Origin of the sequence: Streptomyces sp. NBC_00859 (assembly GCF_045161865.1) — a bacterium.
Taxonomy (GTDB): domain Bacteria; phylum Actinomycetota; class Actinomycetes; order Streptomycetales; family Streptomycetaceae; genus Streptomyces.
In genome coordinates this window covers 349140-373351 of sequence record NZ_CP108826.1, presented here as the reverse complement: position 1 = coordinate 373351, position 24212 = coordinate 349140, and the positions used below count along the sequence as shown (strand labels likewise).

The following is a 24212-nucleotide window of genomic DNA, read 5'->3' as shown; positions in this document are numbered from 1 at the left end:
CCCGTCCCGCACCCGTGGCCACTACCGGCATTGCGCGCCGCGCAGTCGTCGCGATGCTGATGACCATGGTGGCCGGTCTGGCTGCCGCGCTGATCAGTAATGGCCTGTGGGCACGGATGCCGCCACCGCAGCCCGGAGCGGCCCAGGGTTTCGCCGCTCCCGGTCACCCGTCCGCCCCGGAGGCCTCCGCGCCGTCGGCCGTCGCTCCGCTGGCTCCATCCGTGCCCGAACGCGTGCGCATCCCGGCCCTGCGGGTCAACGCGCCGCTGATGCCGCTGAGTCTGCAGGAGGACGGCAGCCTGGCGGCGCCGCCGGACAATGACCCCAATCTCGCGGGGTGGTACAAGGGCGGCACCAGCCCCGGTTCCACGGGCACAGCCGTCGTAGCCGGCCACGTGGACAACCGGAAAGGGCCGGCCGTCTTCTATGGCCTGGGATCCCTGAAAAAGGGCAACACCGTCCGGATCGACCGTACCGGTGGGGCGACCGCTGTCTTCACCATCGACGCGGTCGAGGTCTACAGCGCCAGGGCGTTCCCCAACAAGAAGGTCTACGGCGCGGCCACCCGGCCCGAACTGCGTCTCATCACCTGCGGGGGCGGATTCGACAAGAAGCACCAGCGGTACCTCGGCAATGTCGTCGTCTACGCCCACCTCACCGGAACCAAGTGACGCGGCCCGCAACCAGCTTCCCCCTCACCGTTCCACCAGGCACCGGGAAGTGCGAGAGTCCAAGCTGTCCGGTGCGCCGTCCATGGACTCCTGGGATCCCGGATCTGGGACTTGGCCTGCTGTACGTCCCGTGCGCGGGCCCCGTGCTCGCGGCGATCACGGGGCCCGCGCACGCGGGCAGATCAATGCCGACATCGTCGCCCTGACGGTGTCGTTCGCCGTCGGGACCGCGAGTCCCCTGCTGATCTTTGCGCTGGCCGCCGGCGGGGTCGCTGAGCGGGTCAGTGCGTTCCGGACGCGGGCCCGTAAGCTCCGCATTGCCGCTGGAGCGCTGACGATCGTCCTGGCGCTGGCCCTCGCCTTCAACGTTACCGACGCGATCCAGCGCGCCGGTGTACGTCGACGGCAAGCTCACCAAGACCCTGCAGGTCCATGGAGCCCCCACCCTCTTCAAGCTTGTGGACGACCACGCTGCCGGGCAGGCGACCGTGGAGATCCGGCCGGCCATCGGTATCCAGGCGTACTCGTTCACGTTCGGGTAGTCGCGAAGGCTCGTGGGTGAGCTTCGCTCAGGAAGACCCGTTACGGGCGTTCGCCGGCCGCCCGGCCGGCGAGCACGCTCCGCGTGTCCCGCCAGGCGGAGCCCGGATCGGGGCCGGGCCGGCAGCACCTCCGGCCCGGCCCCGCCGGCCGGTCAGGAACCCCCGGTGGCGAGTTCGGAGCGGACCTCGCGGGCAGCCGTGACGAGGTTCTCCAGGGAGGCACGGGTCTCGGGCCAGCCGCGGGTCTTCAGGCCGCAGTCCGGGTTGACCCAGAGCCGCTCGGCCGGAATGGCCTCAAGTCCCTTGCGGAGCAGGGCTGCTGTTTCTTGGGCGCTCGGCACACGCGGGGAGTGGATGTCATACACGCCGGGACCGGCCTCGCGAGGGTAGCTGTGCGCGGCGAGTTCGCGGGCGACCTGCATGTGGGAGCGGGCTGCTTCGAGACTGATGACATCGGCGTCGAGGTCGTCGATGGCCTGGACGATGTCGCCGAACTCCGCGTAGCACATGTGGGTGTGGATCTGGGTGTCCGGGCGCACGCCACTCGTCGTGAGCCGGAAGGACTCGGTGGCCCAGTCCAGGTACGCGGGCCTGTCGGCTGTGCGCAGCGGCAGTGTCTCGCGCAGGGCGGGCTCATCGACCTGGATGACGGACGTACCGGCCGTCTCCAGGTCGCCGACCTCGTCGCGCAGGGCGAGGGCGACCTGGCGTGCCGTGTCGCCGAGCGGCTGGTCGTCGCGGACGAAGGACCAGGCCAGCATGGTGACGGGGCCGGTGAGCATGCCCTTGACGGGGCTGCTGGTGAGGGACTGGGCGTACGTCGTCCACCGCACCGTCATCGGCTCGGGCCGGGAGATGTCCCCGGCCAGGATCGGGGGGCGGACGTAACGGGTCCCGTACGACTGGACCCACCCCTGCTGGGTGGCCAGATAGCCGGTGAGCTGCTCGGCGAAGTACTGCACCATGTCGTTGCGCTCGGGTTCGCCGTGTACCAGGACGTCGAGTCCGGTCTTCTCCTGGAAGGCGATCACTTGCCGGATCTCGGCCCTGACACGCTCCTCGTATCCCGCGGTATCGATGCGGCGGGTTCGCAGGTCGGCGCGGGCGGCCCGCAACTCTCCGGTCTGCGGGAAGGAACCGATGGTGGTGGTCGGCAGGAGCGGCAGCCCGAGATGGGCGCGCTGGGCGTGGACCCGCTCCGGGTACTGCTGGGAGCGGCGTGCGTCCGCCCCCGTGACCGCGGCGGCCCTGGCCCGTACGGCAGGGTCGCGGGTGATCGCCGAGCTCTCCCGGGACGCGAGGACGGCGCGGTTGGCGGCCAGTTCGGCCGTGATGGCACCGGCACCCTGGGCGAGGCCCTTGGCGAGAGTGGCGATCTCCGTGGTCTTCTGGCGGGCGAAGGCGAGCCAGCGCAGGATCTGCGGGTCGGCATCCCGTTCGGCGGCAGTGTCGAGCGGCACGTGCAGGAGCGAGCAGGAGGCGGAGACGTCCACCTGATCGGCGAGCCCCAGCAGGGTGCCGAGTGTCGCGAGCGACCTCTCCAGGTCGTTGACCCAGATATTGCGCCCGTTGACCACACCGGCGACGAGCCGCTTGCCGGGGAGCCCGCCGACGGCGGCGAGCGCTGCGAGGTTGGCTGCCGCGGAATCGGTGAAGTCGAGTGCGAGCCCCTCCACCGGAGCCTTTGCCAGCACCGGCAGCGCGTCGCCCAGCCGGTCGAAGTAGGAGGCGACGAGCAGCTTCGGACGGCCGGTCAGTGAACCCAGGTCACGGTAGGCGCGAGCGGCCGCGTTCAGCTCGGCGGGGGAACGGTCCTGGACCAGCGCCGGCTCGTCCAGCTGGACCCAGTCGGCGCCCGCCGCCCGCAGGTCGGCGAGTACCTCGGCGTAGACGGGCAGCAACCGGTCCAGCAGAGTCAGCGGTTCGAAGTCCGCGGCGACGCCGGGGGCCGGCTTGGCCAGCAGGAGATAGGTGACGGGGCCGACGAGTACGGGGCGGGCGGCGAGGCCGAGGGCGATCGCCTCGATGAGCTCCCCGGTCTGCTTGGTGGAGTCGGCTGTGAACACCGTGTCCGGTCCGAGTTCGGGCACCAGGTAGTGGTAGTTGGTGTCGAACCACTTGGTCATCTCGAGCGGCGCCAGTTCCTGGGTGCCGCGGGCCATCGCGAAGTAACCGTCGAGTGCGCCGTCTTCGACCACCTGCCGGTGCCGCGCGGGGACCGCGCCGACCATGACGCTGGTGTCGAGGACATGGTCGTAGTACGAGAAGTCGCCGGTGGGTACCTCATGGATGCCGGCCTCCGCCAGACGCAGCCAGTTCGACCTGCGCAGGCCGGCTGCGGTCTCCTGGAGGGCGTCCGAGCTGGTCCGGCCCTTCCAGTAGCCCTCGATGGCCTTCTTCAGTTCCCGGTTCGGGCCCTGGCGGGGGTAGCCGTACACGGTGGCCCGTGCTGCCGCGGCTGCGGGCTTCGCTGTCACGGAAATCTCCTTCGCGAGATGACTCGTTGAAATCCCGGGACGGGACGCGAGCGCGAAGGGTAGACGAATGCGGCGGTCGGCCCGTGCCATGAGGCGCGGTTGTCCGCCGTATGCGCGCCGACCCGCCCACGAGGTCACCGGGATGTCCGTGCGCGATGGGTCGCGCACGGGCAACGGGCAGGTCTTCGGACTCGTGGGCACGGTCACCCCCCGAAAGGGCGTCCATCTACTGGCCGTCGCTTCCCAGACCCGGCCGGGCCCAGTGCGTATGACGGCGGTCGTTCCCACTCACCGCTGCGGGGCAGTCCCGGATTTCCACCGGGTTCCCTCTTACGACGCCTCCCGCCTGGCGGACGGGGCGAACCAGTTGCACGGCCCAGCCTAGGGGGAGACGTGTCTTCGTGGAGGCATCGGCTCACATTCCGGACGGTGACGTGAGCCACGGAACGCTGCTACGGGCGGTCATCCGCGTCATTGAGGGAAGTCGCGTGCCGGACGTGTCGAGCTCGGGCCGGGGGAGCGCGACACACCGGAGTCCGGGCCGGGCCGCTCTGGCCGCCCGGCGACACCGAGGTGTTGCCGGGCGGCCAGAACCACCACCCCGCCGATGCCTGCCGCCACTTCGTCGAACACGAGGGGAAGGGCCACTCTCCCGTTGTATCCGGACGGCCTGCGGGCGCCGGGCGCCGCCGTGCCGTCCTCGACTGTCAGGGGCTGAACGTCAGCATCTGGGCCGTATCCGCGTGTGGTGGCTCGGTCGTGGCCGAGCCGTGGCCGCCGAGACTCAGAGCGAGCCCGCTGTAGCGGTTGACCAGCCGGTATTTTCCTGTGGCCTTCGAAGGGCCCTTTGTGTCAGGGGACTTCACGATCTCCTGGAGGTACCACTGCGAAGTGGCCGCTGTGCCGGCTCCCGCCCTGCCGAGTGAGACAGCGGCGCCCCAGGCGCGCCCCTTCGTACCGTCCGCGACGCGCAGCGGCCGCCCGTGGGCGTCGGCGACCGTGAAGAACCCGTCGCCGGTACTCGTGACCTTCCAGCGGAGGGCTTCGCCGCTGCCCAGCGAGAGCGCGCCGCCGTCCGCGGCCTTGATCTCCCTGGCCCTGCCGCTGACCGGAAAGGCAGGCAGCGCCGTCCTCGACGTGGGTTCGATGGTGATGTCGGCGTACTCACCCGTATAGGTGTCGCAGGAGAACGAGCAGTACGACCGGAACGTCCTGCCCACCACGCTCGATGTGGTCCGGGTCTCCGAGTCGAGGAACCAGCGATACCACGAGGCGTTCTGATTGTCCGCGACGCTGCCTATGTCCACCCACTTCTGGGTGGCCAGGTCGTCCGTCGCATAGAAGTGCAGCGGGGTCTTGGTGTCGGTGGCCTGGGCGATGTTGTTCTGCGGTGTGCCGATGTACTTGCCCAGATAGGCGTTCCAGGTGATGTTCATGACGGCGAGCTGTGAGTTGTCCGGCATGGCACCCTGTGCGACCTGGTCAGCGGCGCTGCCGCCGGTCGATGGCTTGTAGTCGTCACCGGGCGCGGTGTAGCCGGTGCCGTCGCCGTCCGACGGAATGATGTTGGACTCGGCTCCGCCGGCGCCCGGTGACTCCCATGTGCCGTCGTGCCACTTCTTCCAGGAGGAGGGCGCCATCTTCAGCGCGATGGGAGCGCGCGCCACGTGCTGGTGCCAGATGTTGCCGCCGCCGGACTTGTTCAGTACCCGGGAGGCGTAGAAGACATAGAAGTATCCCGAGGCGTTGTCGACGTAGAGGCGGGGGTCACCGTCGCCGTAGTCGTACGTCTCCTTCGGGAACCGGCCGGTGTCGCCGCGCTCCGTGCTGTACGGCGACGTGATGACGTGGTCCTTGATCGACCAGGTCTTGCCCTGGTCCCTGGAGACGGCGTAGTCGATGCCGTCGTAGTGCATGCCGTCCCCGAAGGGGGCCGGCGTGAACTCGTTGTGTACGAGGCCGTACCAGTCGCCGCTCTCCGGGTCGACCCACACACCGGCCAGGTCGCAGTAGTTGGCATGGGCGTAGCTCGTGGTGTCCGGTGCCGGGGTGGCGTCCTTGCCGGTGGGGCTGTTGTCGCAGCGCCAGGTGGTGTCGTCGTTGCGGTCCTTCGAGTTGCCGGGGTTCACCGCGCCGGATATCGGGTCGGGTTGTGCGGAATCGAAGTCGGCGCCGCTGTAGAAGTTCCACTGGCGCGAGTCGCTCGCGCCGTACAGCGAGTGTGCCTGCTGGTAGTAGAACCGGCCGTCCTTCGCGGTGAACACTCCGGCCGGTGTGTCGTCGGGGTTGCGGTACTCGACCGGGGCGCCGGCCGAGAGGCTGTACGCGGGGCCGGGGGCCGAACCGGCGGTCCACTTCTGCGCCTTCTGCTTCGGGTCGCACGGGGCGAGCCCCACGCGTGAGTTGTCGGCGATCTCCCCCTGGACGGCAGCACACTTGCCGGACTTGGCGCTGTAGATCGTGCCGTCGGGCAGGTAATCGAACTTCTGCTGGTTCACGTGCGCGCAGTCGTACAGCTGGACGAGCGAGCCATTGGCATCCGAACCGCCGGTCACGTCGAGGCACTTGCCGAGCACCTTGACGGTTCCGTCGTCCGACCAGCTGAACTGCTGTGCTGTGCCGCCGTCGCAGTCGGTCAACCGGAGAGCGGTTCCGTCGGCCGTGCTGCCGTCGGCGACGTCGAGACACTTGCCGCCGATGGTCACTGTGCCGGTGGCCGCGGCGGCGTTCGCGGCGGGCAGGCCCACCGCTCCGGCCACCGCCATGGTGAGCGCGGACACGGCAGCGAGGCCGGCCCGTCGTCCTCTTCCTTGCTTCACTGTTCCTCCCTTGGGTGACACGGAACCGCAGGTACTCTGGAGAGCCCTTCTGACGCCGGATGAGGGCGCGGGCATTCAGGACTTGATGTCGGCCACGAGTCCGTCGATGAACTCGGCCCAGTCGGCGCGTGTGGCCGGTTTGCCCGGCACACCGGGCCGGCGCTGCCACGGCAGCGGGCCGGCCTCGCGCCGGTACTCGACGCCGAGGGCGTCGAGCCGGGCCAGGTGCGCGGCGAGCCGTACGCGGAACTCGTCGAAGTCCCGTTCGCCCCGGCTCCACAGCGCCTCCGCGATCGCGCACAGGCGTGGGAAGACGTAGTAGTCGACGGTCCGCGGCGAATCCATGTGTTCGGTCCAGATGTTGGCCTGCCCACCAAGAATCCGGGTGGTCTCCTGTTCGGTGAGCCCGTCGGGCACCGGATCGAAGCTGTACGCGTCAGCAAGCGTCAGCGGCACCGCGAACGGGATCGGCTCGCTGTCCAGATCCGACTGCCGGTAGTCCAGGTACACCTGGTCGTCGGGGCACGAGATCACGTCGTACCCCCGGCGAGCCGCAGTACGGGCACCGGTCATGCCGCGCCAGGAGGCGACCGCCACGCCCTCGGGGACGGCGCCCTCCAGGATCTCGTCCCACCCGAAGACCCGGCGCCCGCGACCTGCGACGTGCGCGGCGATCCTGCCGAGGAACCACGACTGGAGCTCCTTCGACCCGCCGAGCCCTCGCTCCCGCATCAGCTCCTGGGTGCGCGGATCGGTGTCCCACTGGTCTTTCGGGCACTCGTCGCCGCCGATGCCGATGAACCGGCCCGGAAAGAGGTCCATCACCTCGTCGAACACGCCCAGGAAGAAGTCGAGTGTCGACTCCTCCGCGTTGAGGATGTTCGTGTTGATGCCCCACCGAGGGCTCGTCTCCAGCCTCTCGCCGCGTACGCCCAGTTCGGGATAGGCGGCGATAGCGGCCTGTGAGTGGCCCGGGACGTCGATCTCCGGCATGACGGTGATGTGCCGCTGCGTGGCGTACGCGACGATCTCGCGTACATCGTCCTGCGTGTAGTAACCGCCGTGCGGGCGGCCGTCGGCAGGGGCGTCCGCCGCCGCGCCGAGCTGGGATTCGCGGCGCCAGGATCCCGCCTCGGTCAGCCGGGGGTGGCGCAGGATCTCCACCCGCCAGCCCTGGTCGTCCGTCAGGTGCAAGTGGAGCGTGTTGAAGCGGTGCACCGCCAGCAGGTCGATGAAACGCAGTACGTCGTGCTTGGGCATGAAATGCCGGGCAACGTCCAGCATCGTGCCTCGCCAGCGGAACCTCGGGGAGTCCTCGATGACCCCGTACGGCACTTCCCAGCGCACCCCGGACACCGGCGCCGCGCGATAGATCTGAGGCGGCAGCAGCTGGCGCAGCGCCTGGCAGCCGTAGAAGACTCCTGCGGTGTCACCGCCCGTGAGGGTGACTCCGGCCGGGCCGCAGGTCAGACGGAAGCCCTCGGCGGGTATCCGGGCATCAAGGGCGAGTGCCAGGGCGGGACCTGACGTGCCGTTCACCGGCAGCGGCAGCCCCGTGGCCGGACGCAGCACCGACTGGAGCCAGTGCGCCGTCTGCGCCAGTTCACCGGGCGCGGTGATCCGGGTGGAGGCGGCCAGCGGGAACGTGCCGTCGCCGGGCGCGGCCGATGTGGGGCGGGGGAGGAGCATGACGTGGGTCATCCCTTCACGGCGCCGGCGGACATGCCGGAAACCAGTTTGCGTTGGATGATCAGGAAGAAGACGACGACCGGCAGGGAGAAGATCACCGAGCCGGCCATCTGGCCGCCGAAGTCGGTGCCGGTGGCCGGTGTGCTGAACGACGCCAGCCATACGGGCAGCGTGTAGTGGTCCTGGTCCTTCATGAAGGTGTAGGCGACCAGATAGTCGTTCCACGCCGTGATGAACGCGAAGATGCTGGACGCGATCACGCCGGGTGCGACCAGGGGGAAGAGGATCCGGGTGAGGGTCTGCCAGGTGGTCGCGCCGTCGAGGCGCGCGGCCTCCTCGATCTCGGCCGGAATCGTGATGAAGAACCCGCGCATGACCCAGATGGAGAACGGCAGCACGGTGGCCACGTACGCGAAGATCAGACCTGTGTACGTGCCGACCAGCCCGATCTCGTTGAAGATCAGGAAGGTCGGGATGAGCAGCGCCGTGATCGGCAGCATCTGCACGATCAGGATCGACACCATGATGGCGCGCCTGCCACGGAAGCGGAACCGGGAGAGTGCTGCCGCGGCGAACGTCCCGATGACCACGGCGAGCAGTACAGCGCCGCCCACCACGATCAGGCTGTTGCGCAGGTTCGTCAGGAAGCTGGTCTGGTTGATCGCCGCGCCGAAGTTGCGCAGTGTGGGAGAGTCCGGCCAGAAGTGCGGGGTCGGGGTCATCGCCTCGGAGCGCGGCTTGAAGGCCGTGTTGACCATCCAGTAGACGGGGAAGATCCACACGAGGCAGAAGGCCACGGCGAGGGTGTTGTTCAGCCACCCGCCCCGGGGGCTCCCCGCTCGGTAACGCCGGTTCGTCACAGGTCCTCCCCCGAGCGCAGCAGACTGCGGATGTACATGGCCGTGATCCCCAGGAGGATCGCGGTGGTGATGACCGACAGGGCCGCGCCCTGGCCGATCCGGAAGGACACGAAAGCTGTCTTGTACGCGAAGATCCCCAGCGTGCTCGTCGCCGAGTCGGGGCCACCCGCCGAGACCAGCCAGATCTGGTTGAAGACATTGAAGTCCCAGATCACCGACATGATCGTGACGAGCAGCAGCGTCGGCCGCAGGAAGGGCAGCGTCACCGACCACCACACCCGCCACTCGCCCGCCCCGTCCAGCCGTGCGGCCTCAGGCAGCTCCACCGGCATCTGCGTGAGCGCCGCGTACAGGGTCAGCGCGATGAACGGCACCGCCTGCCACACCACCAGCAACCAGATCGAGAGGTATGCGAGAGAGGCGCTCTGCCCCCAGTCGGTGTTGGTCATGTCGCCGAATACGTGCACCTGGGTGAGCAGCCAGTTGACCACCCCGTAGCCGGGCTGGAAGAGCCACTTCCAGACCAGCGACGAAGCGACGTTCGGCATGGCCCACGCGAGGATCAGTACGACGGTCACCGTCATACGCATCCCGGCGCGCAGGCGGGTGAGCAACTGGGACATGGCCACCCCGACCGCGATACTGCCCGCCACCATCGCCACCGTGAACAGCACGCTGCGCACCAGAGACGTCCAGAACTCCGGGTCGGAGAACATGGCGGCGTACTGCTGAGTGCCGACCATGCTGAACTCGCCGGTGAACAACGTGCGCTGGTCGTAGTCAGTGAATGAGGTGAAGACGAGGAACAGAAGGGGCGCGAGGCTGAAGGCAGCCATCACCAGCCCGGCCGGCGAGAGCAGCCACACCACCGCCCACTGCCGCCGAGGTCGCACCGGCCGTCGGTGGCGGTCTCCCGTACGGGGCATGACCACACGCTTCATATGAGCCGCCCGTATCGCCGGGTCCCGGTCCCCGGCGGGCAGCCCGCCGACGTCGGAAGCGCGGGGGCGGCTCACTTCGTCAGCCCGTCGCATTGAGGGCCTTGCCCACCGCCGCGTCGAACACGCGGGCAGCGTCCGCCGGGGTCTTCTTGCCGGAAGCGACGGCCGAGAACAGCTGGTTGATGGACTTGTCGGCCTCCAGGGACGCCCACTTCGGACTCGCTGGCGTGGCACGGGAGTTCAGTGCTGCCTGGAAGAAGCCCTTCTTGAGCGGAGCGGCTTTCGACATGGCCTTCTCGTTCGCTTCGGAGCTGTTCGGATTCCAGCCGTCGTGCCCGACGACCCACTTGGCCTGGATGCCGGGGCTCGCGGCGATCTTCATCCACTGAAGCGCCAGATCCTGCTGTTTGCTCTTGGCCGCCACGCCCCACACAGCGCCGCCCAGCATCACCGGCTGCGCCGTGCCGGACGTGCCAGGAAGCGGGAAGGAGCCCAGGTCGGCGTCCGTGAGGCCGGGGTTGGCCTTCTGGATCTGGGCGATCTGCCCGCTGGTCGCGGTGATGGCGCCTGCCTTGCCGTCGGCGAACACCTGGAGCTGGTCCGGATTGAGGGGGTCGACCGTGCGGGACGCGGGCGCCGAGTACGCGTTCTGGAACTTCTTGAACTCGGCCAGACCGGCCTGCGCCCTGGCGGACCCGAAGCCGCCCGTCCACTTGCCGCCCTTCTTGGTGGCTGCCTCGCCGCCCGCGTCCCATATGAACTGCAGGCCGGTGGCCCAGTGCTGGCCGGGCAGGTAGAACGCCGAGAAGTCCGCAGCTCTGTTCGCGGCCTTGACCTTCCTGAGCGCCGATCCCAGCTCGGCGTACGTCTTCGGTGGCTTGTTGACGCCGGCTTTCTGCCACATCGTCCGGTTGTAGATCACCGCGCGCGCGGCCGCGAAGCCCGGTACGGCGTACAGCCGGCCATCCACCGTGGAGGGGTCCTCCAGGCCGGGCAGCCAATCCTGGCCCTGCTTCAGGTCCTTGGCGTACGAGGTCAGGTCCATCAGGCCACCACTTGAGGCGTAGCTCGCCACCTGGGTGTTGCCGAGGTCCAGGACGTCCGGTGGGTTCGCGGTGGCCAGCGCTGTCGTGAGCTTGGTGGCGATGCCGTCCCAGCTCTGGGTCTCCATCGTGACCTTGGCGCCGGTCCTGTCGGTGAACTCCTGTTTCATCGCCTTGAGCGACTCGGGGGAGTAGTCGTCCTGCATGACCCAGACGGTCAGCGTCCTTCCCTTGCCCCCGCCCTTCGCGCCGGTGACCTTCTGCTCCCCGCCACCTGAGCCGCCGGTGCCGGAGCCGTTGCAGGCGGTCAGCGTGAGAACCGATGCCAGGCCGATGGCGCAGACCGTGGCAGACCGTGAGTGTTTCATCGCAACTCCTGTGAGTAAGGGGAAGGATCAAGTACGGCGAGGAGTGGGGGCAGCCCCCTTTCACAGCACCCCGAGCTCCGCGGCGAGCACCAGGCAGGCACCGCCGAGCAGGATCAGGTCGGTGTCCCCGGCGAGGGAACGAATGTCGAGAGCGACGTTGACCGGCCCCAGCGTGCGTGCCCGCACGACCTCCCTCGCGGCTCTGAGGAACTCGCCCTCGACCAGTTCGGGAGGGCCTGTCAGCACAATCTCGTTCAGGTTGAGGACGCTGATGATCGGGGCGAGTACGGTGCCGAGCGCCCGGCCCGCCTCGGCCCGCAGGGCCGGCCGCCGCTCCTCGGCGGCCAGCGCGAGGCGTCTGCTCAAGTGGCCCGCGTCGATGGCCAGATCGAGGCAGCCGCGCCGTCCGCACATACACAGTTCACCGTGCTCGTCGACTGTGACGTGTCCGATCTCGCCTGCTGCGAACTGCTCTCCCTCGACGCGCTCGCCACCGACGATCAGCCCCGCCCCGACTCCGTGCTCGATCGAGATCACCATGAGGTTCTGGGTCCGCGCCTCCCGGAAATGAAGCACCCCCAGGGCCGCGAGATTCACGTCGTTGCCGACGTACGCCGGAATGCCGAAGCGGTCGGTCAGCTCGGCTGCCAACGGCAGGTCGGTCCAGCCGAGATGGGCCGCGAGGCGGATGATCCCGGCGTCGTCGATGATGCCGGGCGAGCCGACCCCGATGCCGAGCACCCGGCGCGGAGCCGCGTCGATCAGGTCGGCGGCGAGCCGGATCACCAGTGCGTGGGCGGCGGCACCCAGGGCGTCGCCGAGGGGCACATCCCGGCGCGCGACGACCTCGCCCCGCAGGTTGAGCACCGCACCACTGAAGCGGTCGTTGTGCGACAGGTCGAGCACCACGAGGTGCACCGAGTTGTCCTCGATGCGGACAAGGCTGGCGGGTTTGCCGAGCCGTGCAGCGCCCTGCCGGGGGCCGATATCGGCGACGAGCCCGTCCTCCTCCAGATCCGCGACGAGCGCGGAGATCGTGGGGGCGGTGAGTCCGGACGCCCGCGCGATCTCGGAGCGGCTCCTGGGGCCCTCGTGGTAGAGCGTCGCCAGCACGAGCGACCGGTTGTGCACCCGGCTGTCCAGCGTGCTGGCCTTGGTCCGCTCCGGGGGCCGCCGCTGCGTTGCGGGGACTTGAAGCAGACTGCGCTGCGGACGGCGGGGCCCGGTGGGAGGGGTGGCGGATTCGGTCATGGAGCGAGGCTGCTTCCTAAAGTGTCTTTACTTAAGATGCTTTAGATAATTGGCCGTGCTCTTGCCACCGTCAAGAGGAACGCACCGGAAACTTCCTGCCCCGGTCGGCGCCGTATCGGTGGCCGGAGCTGCTGGGGCGGGCGCGGCGCCCGCCGTTTGATCCGCCCGCCGGGCAAGGAAGTGTGTCGGCGCGTCAGGCCGCGACCGGCGCCGAAGGAGGTGGGGCGCGATACGAGTCAGGCGGGCGTCCCCGGGGTCGCTGCGTGGCGGGACTCTCGGTGAGATGGTGTCCGCACGCCGCTGACTGCGACTCGTGAGGTGGTGTCCTGTTCAGCTGTGCCGCATCCAGATGTTGGGCTCCCGGTACACCCCCTCATCGGCAGACCGGTCGATCCTCAGCAGACTCAGCCCTTCGGGGATCACATAGTCACCCGACTCGGGAAAGAGCATGCCGGTCCAGCACTCCCACTCGGTGACCGTGCCGGTCATCGTCTGTGAGGCAGGGGCCGCCGAAAGGATCTCGGCACCAAGGCGCTGGTGGGTCCGTACCCAGGGGTCGAGAGCCATCCCGTCGTCCCGGCGCCACCTCATGAAGTTCTCTATCGGTGTCAACGGGTACTGGGCCTTCGTCGTCGGGCGGACCGGCGCCACGACCTTCGGCCAGCCACGGTCCTTCGCTGTCCGACGCAGAGCCTTGAGGGTTTCGCCCGCGAGCCCCTGCCCTTTGAGCGCCGGGGTGACGACTGCACCGCAGATCACCAGAGTGTTGGGCTCCGCCCCGTTCTCACAGCCCTCGACAGCGCGAACAAGCGCCTGCGTGTATCCGGTGGGAAGGGTCTCGGCCAGGCCGTCCCAGCGGATCGGCACTCCCCAGCCCGCCGCGACCGGCACCTCGTGCTGATCGACCATCATGAGGTCCAGATCGGCGAACCACTCGCCGACCCTGCCTATGTACTCCTTCACCAGCCGGTCAGCCGTGATGAAATCCGGGAAACCCTCACTGAAGAGCTCCCGCATGTGCTCAACGGGCCATGTGCGTGCATCACTTCGTACGGCCTTCAATGCCATGCCCGTTTATAGCACGAAGGCCCTGCCTGACCAGCACTGCCACCGAACCGGCCTCCGCCTGCCTGCTCCGAGCGCGGCCCGGCAGGGGGATTCGGCATACCCCGCTTCACGGACGTGCGTGACGACGAGTCCGGCGGCGCCAGGCGTTGCCTCCGCTGGACCGAGCCGAGCGTGCCGACGGCCCGCCCGCCCGCGCCACGCAGTCGCGGTCGCTACGGTGTTCGCTATGCACAGCGGACTGAAGATCTCGACGCCCGGACGCCCCTGGCACTACAAGGCTGCCGCTTTCACCTTCGCGGTCGGCATGGCCGGCACCACTCTGCCCACCCCGCTGTACGGGCTCTATCAGGAGCACATCGGTTTCTCGTCCCTGATGGTGACGATCATCTTCGCGACGTACGCGGCCGGGGTCATCGCGGTGCTCACCCTGGCGAGCAACTTCTCCGATCTGCTCGGCCGCCGTCCGGTACTCCTCGCGGCGCTGGGGTTCTCCGTGGCGAGCGCAGTGTGCTTCGTCTTCGAGGACGGCCTGCCGCTGCTGTTCATCGGCAGGGTGGTGTCCGGACTGTCCGCGGGACTGTTCACCGGCACCGCCACCGTCGCCGTCATGGAGCTGGCACCGGAGGAGAGCCGCGGCCGGGCCGGGTTCGCGGCGACCGCGGCGAACATGGGCGGCCTCGGATGCGGCCCGCTGCTGGCCGGCATCCTGGCGGCCTACGCCCCCTGGCCGCTCCGGCTGCCGTACCTCGTCCACCTGGGCCTGCTGATGGTTGCCATCGCACTGACCCTGCCGCTGCCCGAGACAGTCCCGCGCCGGGAGCCGCGACCCGCGCTGCGGCCCCGGCTCCCCCACGTACCGCAGGAGGTACGCGGGGTGTTCGTGCCCGCCGCACTGGCGGCATTCGCCGGCTTTTCCATGTTCGGTCTGTTCACCTCCGTCGCGCCCAGTTTCATGGCCAAGACGCTGGGGGTGCACGATCTGGCGGTCTCCGGAGCGGTGGTCTTCGCGGCCTTCGCGGCCTCCACAGTGGGGCAGCTGGCGATGAACCGGGTCGGTGTGGGGCGGGCCCTGCCCGCAGGGTGCTTCGTCCTGGTGGCCGGCATGGTGCTCATCGGCTGCTCGCTGCTGTTCACCTCGCTCGCTCTGCTCGTGGCGGGCGCGGTGGTGTCCGGGCTCGGCCAGGGCCTGTCGTTCCGTGCGGGGATGGCCGCGGTGACCGGCCGGACGCCGAAGGACCGGCGCGGCGAGACGACCTCTGCCTTCTTCGTGGTCGCCTACCTGGGAATCTCACTGCCGGTCATCGGAGTCGGCGCGCTCTCCCTCCCGCTCGGCCTGCGCGATGCCGGGCTCGTCTTCTCCGTATGCGTGGTGGCACTCGCCGCGGTGGTGGGCGGCTGGCTGCTGCACCACTCGGCGGTGGAGCCGACCACGACCGAGTGACAGGAGAGGGGTGCCCGGCCTGCCGCCGTGAGCTGCCGCCATCGGGCCGGGCACCCCGCTGCGTGCGAAATGCGGACCGGACCCGTACGCGAGGCCGGTGGGCATCTCACCCGGTGGGCTGCGATCCTGGGGGAGCCTTCCACACCTCCCCGTACATCCTGGTACGGAGCCAGGCCGTGAAGCGCGCACCGAGGGAGAGAGATACACGATGACAGCGGTTCGGACAGTGACATTCCCATCCGGGGCTGAGGTGCCTGCTCTGGGGCAGGGCACGTGGCACATGGGGGACGACCGCGCACGGCGCTCCGGTGAACTCGCCGCGCTGCGCAGAGGCCTTGATCTGGGAATGACGCTGATCGACACGGCTGAGATGTACGGGAGCGGCGCCGCCGAGGATCTCGTCGGTGAGGCGATCCGCGGTCGGCGTGACGAGGTTTTCCTGGTGAGCAAGGTGCTGCCGTCGAACGCGGACGCGCGGGGCACGGCGGACGCCTGCCGTGCGAGCCTGCGACGCCTGGGTACCGACCGGATCGACCTGTACCTGCTGCACTGGCGCGGCGGAGTACCGCTGGCCGAGACGGTCGAGGCCTTCGAAGCGCTGGTGGCGGACGGCAGTATCGGCTCCTGGGGCGTCAGCAATCTCGATGTGGATGACCTGGACGACCTGCCCGGTGGGGCCCGCCCCCAGACGGACCAGGTCCTCTACAACCTCTCCAGGCGCGGCCCCGAGTACGATCTCTTCCCCCGGTGCAGGGACCTGTCGGTCCCGGTCATGGCGTACTCGCCGGTCGAGCAGGGCCGGTTGCTGGGACACGACGCGCTGCGTGCGGTGGCTTCCGCCCACGGGGCGACGCCGGCCCAGGTGGCGCTCGCGTGGGTGCTGCGGCACGAGGACGTCATCGCCATTCCCAAGGCGTCCACGGTGGCGCACGTGGAGGAGAACCGGGCGGCCCTCGATCTGCGCCTCACCGACGACGACCTGTCGGCTCTGGACGCCGCTTTCCCTCCTCCTGGGCGGAAGCAGCCGCTGGAAATCCTCTGACCCCATTAAAAACCGGCCACTTGCCGATGTTCTCTCGGCCATGCGAACTGGCGCAGATCCTCCTCGACGCGGCAGGGCAGTGACCGCATTCCCGTACCTCCCACCACTTGCGGCTGGGACGCGCCGTTCTCCTGGCCCGCGCCGCGGGCGGCGGGCTTGTCGGCGCGCAGACGGCCGGGGCTGAGACGCTGGAAGTCAGGGCTGCCGTACGCAGAGGAACCACCCCTCCCAGTAGGGGAGCGCGCTCAGAACTCGGTGGTGTGCGCTTGAGGCCACCGCACGGTCCTCCGGGCCGGGGAATTCTCCCGCACGAGAGGAGCCGTCGGTCGGTACGAAGGACTCGACCATCGCCTTGAACTGGTGCAGGTTGTCACGGGACGTAGGGCGGTTCGTCTCCGAGCCCGCTCCAGCGGTGGCGGCGCAACGCGAATGCGATGTCGCGCAGGACGAACTCCTCCGACCGGCAACGGTCTTGGGGTGTAGTGCCCCATGCGATCTCTTGACAGTCGAACCCGACAGCTCCCCGCCCATCACCTCCTGGTCCTGCAGCGTCAGCAGAGCCGCGAGCGATAGTCCCACCCGTCGGCAGCCAGATCGGAAACCGCCGGCGTCGGTACGTCGATGAACGCGTCGGTGCCGCGTTGGACAGGTGCAGACACTGTGTCCCGGCTCTGAATACGTTGCCCACCGCCCCACGGTACGACTCCGGTGCTCCGCGGGTGTGCTTCTGAGCGCGTACGGAGCGGAGTCAGGCGTTCGGAATTGTGCTGGGGCTGTGTGGCCGCAGGCCCGAAGGGGATCGGGCGGCTTGCGCTGCGGCGTACTGGGCAGTTGGGAAGCGCGGTTGGCAACACCGCGCCCGAAACACGAACTTAACAAGAGTTTACCGGTGAGAAACCACACTCCGACGGGCGATTGCTCCGGGTGGTGGAGTCGGTACTGGAAGAGAGATGGTTGCTACACCTAATTCCCCCCACGGAGAGGTTGTCCCCTGTGTGCGGCATAACTGGATGGGTTTCCTATCGACGCGACCTGACGGCCCACCGCGAGACCGTCGATGCCATGACCGAAACGATGTCCTGCCGTGGCCCTGACGCCCAGGGGGCCTGGCTGACGCCGAGGGCCGCTCTCGGACACCGTCGGCTCGCCGTCATCGACCTTCCCGGAGGCGCCCAGCCGATGGAGGCGCGGACCGAGAACGGCACGGTTGCGATGGTGTACTCCGGCGAGGCGTACAACTACGTGGAGTTGCGCGAGGAGTTGCGCCGTCAGGGGCACCGCTTCGAGACGGATTCCGACACCGAGGTCGTACTGCGCGGCTACCTTGAGTGGGGTGAGGAGGTGGCCGGAAAACTCAACGGCATGTACGCCTTCGCGATCTGGGATCCGCGCACGGAGAAGCTGGTCATGATCCGCGACCGGATGGGCATCAAACCCTTCTACTTCTACGAGACCGACGACGGCGTGCTGTTCGGCTCGGAGCCCAAGGCCATTCTGGCCAACCCGCTGGCCCCGGCTGTCGTCGGGCAGGACGGGCTGCGGGAGATCTTCTCGTTCGCCAAGACTCCCGGGTTCGCGATATGGGAGGGCATGCGGGAGCTGAAGCCCGGACATGTGGCGGTTCTGGACCGCAATGGCCTGCGCGAACATGCCTACTGGCAGCTGGAGGCCACCGAGCACACCGACAGCCGGCAGGCGACCGTCACGCATGTGCGGGAACTGCTCGAGGACATCATCGCCCGTCAGCTCGTCGCGGACGTGCCCCGCTGCTCCTTGCTCTCCGGTGGACTCGACTCATCAGCGATGACCGCTCTGGCCGCCAAGCAACTCGGTGAACAGGGCGAAACAGTACGCAGTTTCGCCGTCGATTTCCCGGACCAGGCGAAGAACTTCCGCGCGATGGATATCAGTCCGACGCAGGACACTCCCTTCGTGCACGCGGTCAAGGAGCACATCGACTGCCACCACAGCGACATCATGCTGGACGGTGCGGCTCTGTCGGATCCGGCCGTACGGCGTGCGGCCGTCGGCGCGCGTGATCTGCCGATCGGGCTCGGGGACCGTGACAACTCCCTTTACCTGCTGTTCGCGGCGGTCCGCGAACAGTCCACCGTCGCCTTGTCGGGAGAGTCCGCCGACGAGGTCTTCGGCGGCTATCCGTGGTTCCACGACAAGCGGCGTGAGGCGCAGACCTTTCCCTGGCTGGCCGGAGACTCCCCGATCGACTTGACGGGAGCCCTGTCCGACGAGCTCGCCAACAGCCTGCAACTCGACTCCTACCTGCACGACAGCTACACCTCCGCGCTGGCGGAGGTCCCTCTCAAGGAGGGGGAGAGCGGTCTGGAGAAGCGCATGCGGCAGGTGTGCTATCTGCACCTGAGCCGCATGGTGCAGTCCCTTCTGGACCGAAAGGACAGGATGAGCATGGCGGTGGGGCTTGAGGTGCGGGTGCCGTTCTGCGACCACAGGCTGGTGCAGTACGTCTTCAATACTCCCTGGTCGATGAAGACATTCGACGGACGGGAGAAGAGCATCCTGCGAGAGGCCACCCGCGACCTGCTGCCGGACTCGGTGGTGCAGCGCAAGAAGAGCGGCTATCCCGGAAGCTTCGACCCGAACTACGTATCCGCTATTCAGGCGCAGACCTCCGACCTGCTTGCCTCCGGCCACCCCGCACTGGATCTGTTCCACCGCACACGGCTTCAGGAGGCCGTCGGGGCCGAACGGACGACGATCACCACTCGCCAGCGCTCCCACCTGGAGAGGGCTCTGGACATGGCCACCTGGTTCGACCAGCACAAGCCCGACATCCGGCTGAACTGAACAACTCCGGGGCCCCTGCGGGGCCCCGGACGGAGTGGGTCGCTTCGGTACGCGGCCGGGGGAACTCTTCGACCAGGGGCGACGGTCCTGGTCGAAGAGTTCCCCCCGGGGCCGTCGCTGTGGGGCCCCGGTACCCGGGGGACCCCTGCGTCGTGCCGGCCGGGCTCAAGTCACCAGTGAACAAGTCCGATTGGTGACCTTGTGAACCGGCGGGAAAGACGCTTTCATGGCAGCCCCCCACATGAGGAGACGGGCAATGCGCTTGCGTAAGTTGCTGACAACGTTGTCCTGTGCCATGGCCGTCGGTCTGGCTGCACCATTGGTGACAGCGGCGCCTGCGGAGGCGGCGACGGATCACCACGTCGTCGTCTACTACCAGACCCAGTTCGCCAACGGTTCGTATGTCTCCCCGAAAGGGCTGACCGACCATGACACGGGTGTCACGGATCTGATCGTGGGCGCGATCCACCTCAACGGCGACGGCAGCGTCTCGCTCAATGACACGTCCCCCGACGATGCCAAGTTCGACCCGATGTGGAATGACCTGGCGGCGATGCAGAGCAAGGGCGTCAACGTACTGGGGATGGTCGGCGGCGCCGCGGTGGGCAGTTTCCAGAGGCTGGACAGTGACTTCGACACGTATTATCCCAAGCTGAAGAGCGTTGTCTCCACCCATCATCTGGACGGTCTGGACCTCGACGTGGAGGAGGGAATGTCCCTCGCCGGCGTGGAACGCGTAATCGATCAGCTGCACAGCGACTTCGGTGACGGCTTCCTCGTCACGCTGGCGCCCGTGGCCACCGCTCTGAACGGCGGAGGCAACCTCTCCGGGTTCGGCTACGACGCCCTCTATCGCGACAGGGCGTCTTCCATCAGCTGGTTCAACGCCCAGTTCTACTGCGGCTGGGGATCGCTGGACAACACCAGCGGGTACGAGGGCATCGTGAACCACGGAGTCGTCCCCGCCGGGAAGGTCGTGGCGGGCACCATCACCAACCCGGCCAACTGCGGTAGCGGATACGTGCCCATGGACACCCTCAGGGGAACTGTCTCCCAATTGTCGTCGAAGTACGGTGACTTCGGTGGAGTGGCAGGGTGGGAGTACTTCAATTCGGATCCGGGTGGCACAGCTGCCCCCTGGGAGTGGGCCTCGAACATGTCCGCTGCGATGCAGGGCGCGGCCGCCTGAGCCGTCGGCCGTCCCCCCTTTTTCCCGACACCGTCCTGGCGCCGTGCCCACACTGCCCCGAACTGCTCGGAGCAGAGCTGCTCCGATGCCCCTCGACCATGCTCGGTTGGCGGCCGGGACCGGCGCCCGTAAGATCACGTGTTCATGGACACGCGCTCAGAGAACGAGATGGTCGCTATCCCGTCGGGGCGGATCACGCTGTCGGACCGCCGGACGCAGCGCAGTTGGCCGGTCGAACTGGCGCCGTACCAGCTCGCACGATTTCCGGTGACCCAGGGGCTGTACGCACAGATCACCGGCCGCCGGCCGAGCTCTGCCGAAGGCGACAAGCTGCCGGTCGAGGGTGTTTCCTGGTGGGACGCCATCCGGTTCTGCAACGCGCTGTCCCAGCGTGACGGGCACACCCCCGTCTACCACGTTGGGGCCGACGCCGATGATGTCGAGTGGGACGTGTCCGCCGACGGGTACCGGCTCCCGACCGAGGCCGAGTGGGAGCACGCCTGCCGTGCCGGTACGACAGGACCGCAATACGGTCCGCTCGACGAGATCGCTTGGTACCGGGGCAACTCGCACGAGCGTATCCACGACGTGGGCGGCAAGCGGTCCAACCCGTGGGGTCTGCACGACATGCTCGGCAACGTCTGGAACTGGTGCTGGGACGTCTATGACGCAGAGGTCTACGGTACCTACCGTGTGCTGCGCGGCGGTGGTTGGTTCGACGAGCACTGGAGCTGCCGGGCCTCGGCGCGGCGTCGCAGCCATCCGAGCTTCCAGGTTGACGACGTAGGGTTCCGCATCGCTCGTTCCGTCGTGCACTGACCATCGGCCGTCGTGCCGGCCGAGCACGGAGCTTCGTGCCGGGTGAGTCAGAGGGGCTTCAGCCGGGTGCGCAAGAGGCAGAACTCGTTGCCCTCCGGGTCGGCCAGGACATGCCAGCTCTCTGCCCCGGTCTGGCCGACGTCCACGGGTACGGCGCCGAGGGCGAGCAATCGGTCCAGTTCGGCGTCCTGGTCGCGATCGGTGGCATTGACATCGATGTGCAGCGGGAGCTTGCCGAGCCGAGGGGCATCGCTCGGGCTGAAGAGGAGGGTCGGCTGTGGTCCGCCGAATCCAACGTCCGGCGGGCCGATTCCGACGCTGCCGTCACCCTCTGGTTCCAGCTCGACGTAGCCGAGGACCTCACGCCAGAATGCGGCCAGCCGGGCGGGGTCAGCGGCATCGATGATGAGCTCGCTGATGCGACATGCCATGCCGAGAGCATAGAGGTTTGCCCGTCGCGGACCAACTGGTCCTGTCCGTTCCGGGCGAGCACGAGTCTGCCCCCTCGTGCGCCGGGATACGACGGCCTGCTCGCAGTGTGCGGAGATATGCGAGTAGCGCTGTGGTGCCACAGAGCCTGAACGGCAGCCGCGGGCAACTCATCCCGTAGTGGGGAAGGCCTGCTCGGTCCAAATGGTTTTGCCGGAGCGCGTGTAGCGCGTCCCCCACCGCTGGACGAGCTGCGCGACGATGAACAGGCCGCGCCCGCCCTCGTCCTCCTCGCCGCTGTGGCGCAGGTGCGGTGAGGTATGGCCCGTATCCGCGACCTCGCACAGGAGGGTGCGGTCACGGATGAGGCGTACCTGAATGGGGCCATCGGCGTACCTGACCGCGTTCGTCACGAGTTCGCTGACGACTAGTTCGGTCGCGAACGACAGCTCATCGAGACCCCACTGATTGAGCTGTTCGATGGCCAGATCACGTGCACGGCCGACCGCGGCCGGTTCTGCGGGCAACTCCCATTCGGAGACCTGCGAAGTGTCGAGTTCGCGGGTGCGGACGAGCAGCAGTGCCGTGTCGTCGGCTGTTGTTCCGTCCGGCAGGAGCTCCGCCACCGCGCGGTCGCACAGCTCTTCGAGCGTCGCGTGCCGGTCGCTCAGTACACGTCCCAGGGTGTCGAGACCGTGATCGATGTCGCGGTCGCGGGACTCGACCAGACCGTCGGTGAAGAGGGCCAGAAGACTCCCCACCGGCAGCTCGATCTCCATGGACTCGAACGGCAGGCCGCCGAGCCCCAGGGGCGGCCCGGCCGGAAGATCCGGGAAGGACAGTCTGCCGTCCGGGTCGACGATCGCCGGGGGCAGGTGTCCCGCCCTGGCCATGACGCAGCGTCGCGATACCGGGTCGTAGGTCGCGTAGAGGCAGGTCGCGCCGGTGGTCACGTCGGTGTAGGTGCCGTCGGACGCGCCCGGGTCGCCCCGCTGTTCCTCCGCCGATTGCCCCACCAGGTCGTCGAGACGCGACAGCAGCTCGACGGGTTCCAGGTCCAGCTGGGCGAAGGCGCGCACGGTCGTACGCAGCCGGCCCATGGTGGCGGCTGCCTGCAATCCGTGGCCGACCACGTCCCCGACCACGAGCCCGACCCTGGTGCCGGACAGCGGGATCACGTCGAACCAGTCGCCACCGACCCCTGTCACGTCGTCCGTGGGCAGGTAGCGGTAGGCCAGGTCCACGGCTGACTGTTCCGGCACGTGTTGCGGCAGCAGCTGACGCTGGAGCGCCAGAGCGGCGGTGCGTTCGCGGGTGAAGCGGCGGGCGTTGTCGATGGACACGGCGGTACGGGCGACCAACTCGTCGGCCAGCGCCAGTTCGTCGCTGTCGAAGACGGCCGAACCGGCGCCGCGGATGAAGGTCACGAGGCCCAGCGCGCTGTTGCCGGCCCGCAGCGGCACGACCAGGACAGTGTCGTCGAGCACGAGCCCGCCCGAGGAGAGGCTGCGGTCCTGCGGCGAACCAGGTGGATACCGCACGGGGGACTGGCTCGCGACACGAGTGGGAGGCTGCTGCCGGTGCGTCCCGTCCTGGTCGCTTTCCTCGGCGGTGTGGCTGGCGACCCGGATGAGCGATATCACCGCGGGATCGCTGGTGGCAGGCACCTCTCCTTCCAGCACCACCCGGGAAAGGTCGACCGTGACTGCCGCGGCGAACTCCGGGACCGCCACCTCGGTGATCTTCTCGGCAGTGGCCATGACGTCGAGGGCGGTACCGATTCCGCGGCCTGCCTCGACGAGCAGGGCCAGCCGCCGCTGAGCTCTGTAGCGGTCGGTGATGTCGAACGCGTCCTCGCACACTCCGAGTACGTTCCCGTCGGCATCCTGGAGCCGGTAGTAGGCGCAGGTCCAGAGGTGGTCCGTTTCCGGGTCGCTGGGCGGCCGGCCCTGGAAGTGCAGGTCCAGAAAGGGCTTTCCAGTATCCAGCACCTGGTGCATGACCGCGTCGAGCGTGGACGGATGCCCCTTGGTGACGAACTTTCCCCCGGAGTACAGGTCATCGGCCCGTCGGCCGCGGAACTCGGCGAACGGTTGCCCGATCTCCTGTTCGTACGCGGCGTTGCACCAGGTGAGGCGCAGGGCGGTGTCGTAGATGGCCAGGCCGACGGGTGACTGGGTAGCCAGTCCGTGCAACAGGGCCAGCTGCGACTCCCACAGACGGAGATCATTCAGTTCGGTGGCGACGAGGATGCGCTCCGCTGTGCCGGCGCCCGGCAGCGGGCACACCGCGGTGGCGACGATCAGCTCGTGCCCGTCCCGGTGCCGGGCGATGCGGATCTCGTTTCCGCGGACCTCGGCAGGAAGAGGGAACACAGCGGGCGTCGGCTCGGACCACAGGAATGTCGCCACGGACCGGCCGACGATCTCGTGCGGCCGGTAACCGAGAAGCCGCTCCGCGGCCGGGCTCCACCCGATGACCGTGTCCTGGGCATCGATGACCGCCGTGGCCGCCCTGGTGACGTCGAGGGGGCCACGGAAGTCGGCACTCTGCTCCGCGTTCCATGCAGTCATGGCGCCACATCAGCCCCATTCATCCCCTACAGAATCCGCTGTTCCCGGGATGGGCACAACCGCTGGTGGCCACCCGGGGCGGGGCGGTGGTCCCTGACACCCGGCTGCCGGCGGCGGATACACCCGCGCTTCCCCAGGTGTCACGACGGCGCGGTCCATATCCGGCG

General features: G+C 68.4%; 17 protein-coding genes and 1 riboswitch. Of the genes, 7 read left to right on the top strand and 10 right to left on the bottom strand.

Features of this window, described 5'->3' with window-relative positions:
• Positions 1-53: 53 nt before the first annotated feature.
• Both OG584_RS01655 and OG584_RS01650 read left to right on the top strand, forming a co-directional pair.
• A complete protein-coding gene (locus tag OG584_RS01655) occupies positions 54-671 on the top strand; it encodes a class F sortase (RefSeq protein WP_405783813.1) in 618 nt (205 codons plus the stop codon).
• Between the two features lie 392 nt (positions 672-1063).
• On the top strand, positions 1064-1213 hold the full coding sequence (locus OG584_RS01650; protein WP_405774213.1) for a hypothetical protein: 150 nt from the start codon (positions 1064-1066) through the stop codon (positions 1211-1213).
• A gap of 152 nt (positions 1214-1365) precedes the next feature.
• On the opposite strand, the gene metE is transcribed toward OG584_RS01650, so the two are convergent.
• From metE to OG584_RS01610, 8 genes are all read right to left on the bottom strand, one after another.
• Positions 1366-3690 carry a 5-methyltetrahydropteroyltriglutamate--homocysteine S-methyltransferase gene (gene metE, locus OG584_RS01645; protein ID WP_405774211.1) on the bottom strand — a complete coding sequence of 775 codons (2325 nt, stop codon included), beginning with the start codon at positions 3688-3690 and terminating at the stop codon, positions 1366-1368.
• 158 nt (positions 3691-3848) lie between these two features.
• Positions 3849-4073: riboswitch (cobalamin riboswitch) on the bottom strand.
• A 324-nt stretch (positions 4074-4397) separates the two neighbouring features.
• Complete coding sequence (locus tag OG584_RS01640) at positions 4398-6509, bottom strand: ricin-type beta-trefoil lectin domain protein (RefSeq protein WP_405774209.1); 2112 nt, start codon at positions 6507-6509, stop codon at positions 4398-4400.
• 75 nt (positions 6510-6584) lie between these two features.
• Positions 6585-8198 carry a beta-N-acetylhexosaminidase gene (locus OG584_RS01635; protein ID WP_405774207.1) on the bottom strand — a complete coding sequence of 538 codons (1614 nt, stop codon included), beginning with the start codon at positions 8196-8198 and terminating at the stop codon, positions 6585-6587.
• An 8-nt stretch (positions 8199-8206) separates the two neighbouring features.
• Entirely contained in the window at positions 8207-9058 is an 852-nt protein-coding gene (locus tag OG584_RS01630) for a carbohydrate ABC transporter permease (RefSeq protein ID WP_405774205.1), read from the bottom strand.
• Positions 9055-9951 carry a carbohydrate ABC transporter permease gene (locus tag OG584_RS01625; protein ID WP_405774203.1) on the bottom strand — a complete coding sequence of 299 codons (897 nt, stop codon included), beginning with the start codon at positions 9949-9951 and terminating at the stop codon, positions 9055-9057. Before OG584_RS01625 ends, OG584_RS01630 begins: the two co-directional genes overlap by 4 nt.
• A 127-nt stretch (positions 9952-10078) precedes the next feature.
• A complete protein-coding gene (locus tag OG584_RS01620) occupies positions 10079-11410 on the bottom strand; it encodes an extracellular solute-binding protein (protein ID WP_405774201.1) in 1332 nt (443 codons plus the stop codon).
• A 60-nt stretch (positions 11411-11470) separates the two neighbouring features.
• Positions 11471-12661, bottom strand: coding sequence for an ROK family protein (locus OG584_RS01615; RefSeq protein ID WP_405774199.1), 1191 nt, complete (start codon positions 12659-12661; stop codon positions 11471-11473).
• Between the two features lie 330 nt (positions 12662-12991).
• Complete coding sequence (locus tag OG584_RS01610; RefSeq protein WP_405774197.1) at positions 12992-13678, bottom strand: hypothetical protein; 687 nt, start codon at positions 13676-13678, stop codon at positions 12992-12994.
• A gap of 277 nt (positions 13679-13955) precedes the next feature.
• Here OG584_RS01610 and OG584_RS01605 point away from each other — a divergent pair, with 277 nt between their 5' ends.
• The 5 genes from OG584_RS01605 (at position 13956) to OG584_RS01585 (ending at position 21043) form a co-directional block, all read left to right on the top strand.
• On the top strand, positions 13956-15170 hold the full coding sequence (locus OG584_RS01605) for an MFS transporter (protein ID WP_405774195.1): 1215 nt from the start codon (positions 13956-13958) through the stop codon (positions 15168-15170).
• Positions 15171-15378: 208 nt separating this feature from the next.
• Positions 15379-16212 carry an aldo/keto reductase gene (locus OG584_RS01600; protein ID WP_405774193.1) on the top strand — a complete coding sequence of 278 codons (834 nt, stop codon included), beginning with the start codon at positions 15379-15381 and terminating at the stop codon, positions 16210-16212.
• A gap of 993 nt (positions 16213-17205) precedes the next feature.
• Positions 17206-19035 carry an asparagine synthase (glutamine-hydrolyzing) gene (asnB, locus tag OG584_RS01595; RefSeq protein ID WP_405774192.1) on the top strand — a complete coding sequence of 610 codons (1830 nt, stop codon included), beginning with the start codon at positions 17206-17208 and terminating at the stop codon, positions 19033-19035.
• A 256-nt stretch (positions 19036-19291) separates the two neighbouring features.
• Positions 19292-20224 carry a glycosyl hydrolase family 18 protein gene (locus OG584_RS01590; RefSeq protein WP_405774190.1) on the top strand — a complete coding sequence of 311 codons (933 nt, stop codon included), beginning with the start codon at positions 19292-19294 and terminating at the stop codon, positions 20222-20224.
• A gap of 144 nt (positions 20225-20368) precedes the next feature.
• Positions 20369-21043 carry a formylglycine-generating enzyme family protein gene (locus OG584_RS01585; RefSeq protein ID WP_405774188.1) on the top strand — a complete coding sequence of 225 codons (675 nt, stop codon included), beginning with the start codon at positions 20369-20371 and terminating at the stop codon, positions 21041-21043.
• 47 nt (positions 21044-21090) lie between these two features.
• Here OG584_RS01585 and OG584_RS01580 read toward each other — a convergent pair whose 3' ends face one another.
• Together OG584_RS01580 and OG584_RS01575 are read right to left on the bottom strand one after the other, a co-directional pair.
• Positions 21091-21474 carry a VOC family protein gene (locus tag OG584_RS01580; protein WP_405774186.1) on the bottom strand — a complete coding sequence of 128 codons (384 nt, stop codon included), beginning with the start codon at positions 21472-21474 and terminating at the stop codon, positions 21091-21093.
• A gap of 168 nt (positions 21475-21642) precedes the next feature.
• Positions 21643-24045: a SpoIIE family protein phosphatase gene (locus tag OG584_RS01575; protein WP_405774184.1), complete on the bottom strand. Its 2403-nt coding sequence runs from the start codon at positions 24043-24045 to the stop codon at positions 21643-21645.
• Positions 24046-24212 lie beyond the last annotated feature (167 nt).

What these genes read in the sequence shown, in the direction of transcription:
- OG584_RS01655 (WP_405783813.1), top strand. Translation starts at nt 54, where the DNA reads ATGCTGATGACCATGGTGGCCGGTCTGGCTGCCGCGCTGATCAGTAAT.
- OG584_RS01635 (WP_405774207.1), bottom strand. Translation starts at nt 8,198, where the DNA reads ATGCTCCTCCCCCGCCCCACATCGGCCGCGCCCGGCGACGGCACGTTC.
- OG584_RS01620 (WP_405774201.1), bottom strand. Translation starts at nt 11,410, where the DNA reads ATGAAACACTCACGGTCTGCCACGGTCTGCGCCATCGGCCTGGCATCG.
- OG584_RS01615 (WP_405774199.1), bottom strand. Translation starts at nt 12,661, where the DNA reads ATGACCGAATCCGCCACCCCTCCCACCGGGCCCCGCCGTCCGCAGCGC.
- OG584_RS01610 (WP_405774197.1), bottom strand. Translation starts at nt 13,678, where the DNA reads ATGCGGGAGCTCTTCAGTGAGGGTTTCCCGGATTTCATCACGGCTGAC.
- OG584_RS01605 (WP_405774195.1), top strand. Translation starts at nt 13,956, where the DNA reads ATGCACAGCGGACTGAAGATCTCGACGCCCGGACGCCCCTGGCACTAC.
- OG584_RS01600 (WP_405774193.1), top strand. Translation starts at nt 15,379, where the DNA reads ATGACAGCGGTTCGGACAGTGACATTCCCATCCGGGGCTGAGGTGCCT.
- OG584_RS01590 (WP_405774190.1), top strand. Translation starts at nt 19,292, where the DNA reads ATGCGCTTGCGTAAGTTGCTGACAACGTTGTCCTGTGCCATGGCCGTC.
- OG584_RS01585 (WP_405774188.1), top strand. Translation starts at nt 20,369, where the DNA reads ATGGACACGCGCTCAGAGAACGAGATGGTCGCTATCCCGTCGGGGCGG.
- OG584_RS01580 (WP_405774186.1), bottom strand. Translation starts at nt 21,474, where the DNA reads ATGGCATGTCGCATCAGCGAGCTCATCATCGATGCCGCTGACCCCGCC.
- OG584_RS01575 (WP_405774184.1), bottom strand. Translation starts at nt 24,045, where the DNA reads ATGACTGCATGGAACGCGGAGCAGAGTGCCGACTTCCGTGGCCCCCTC.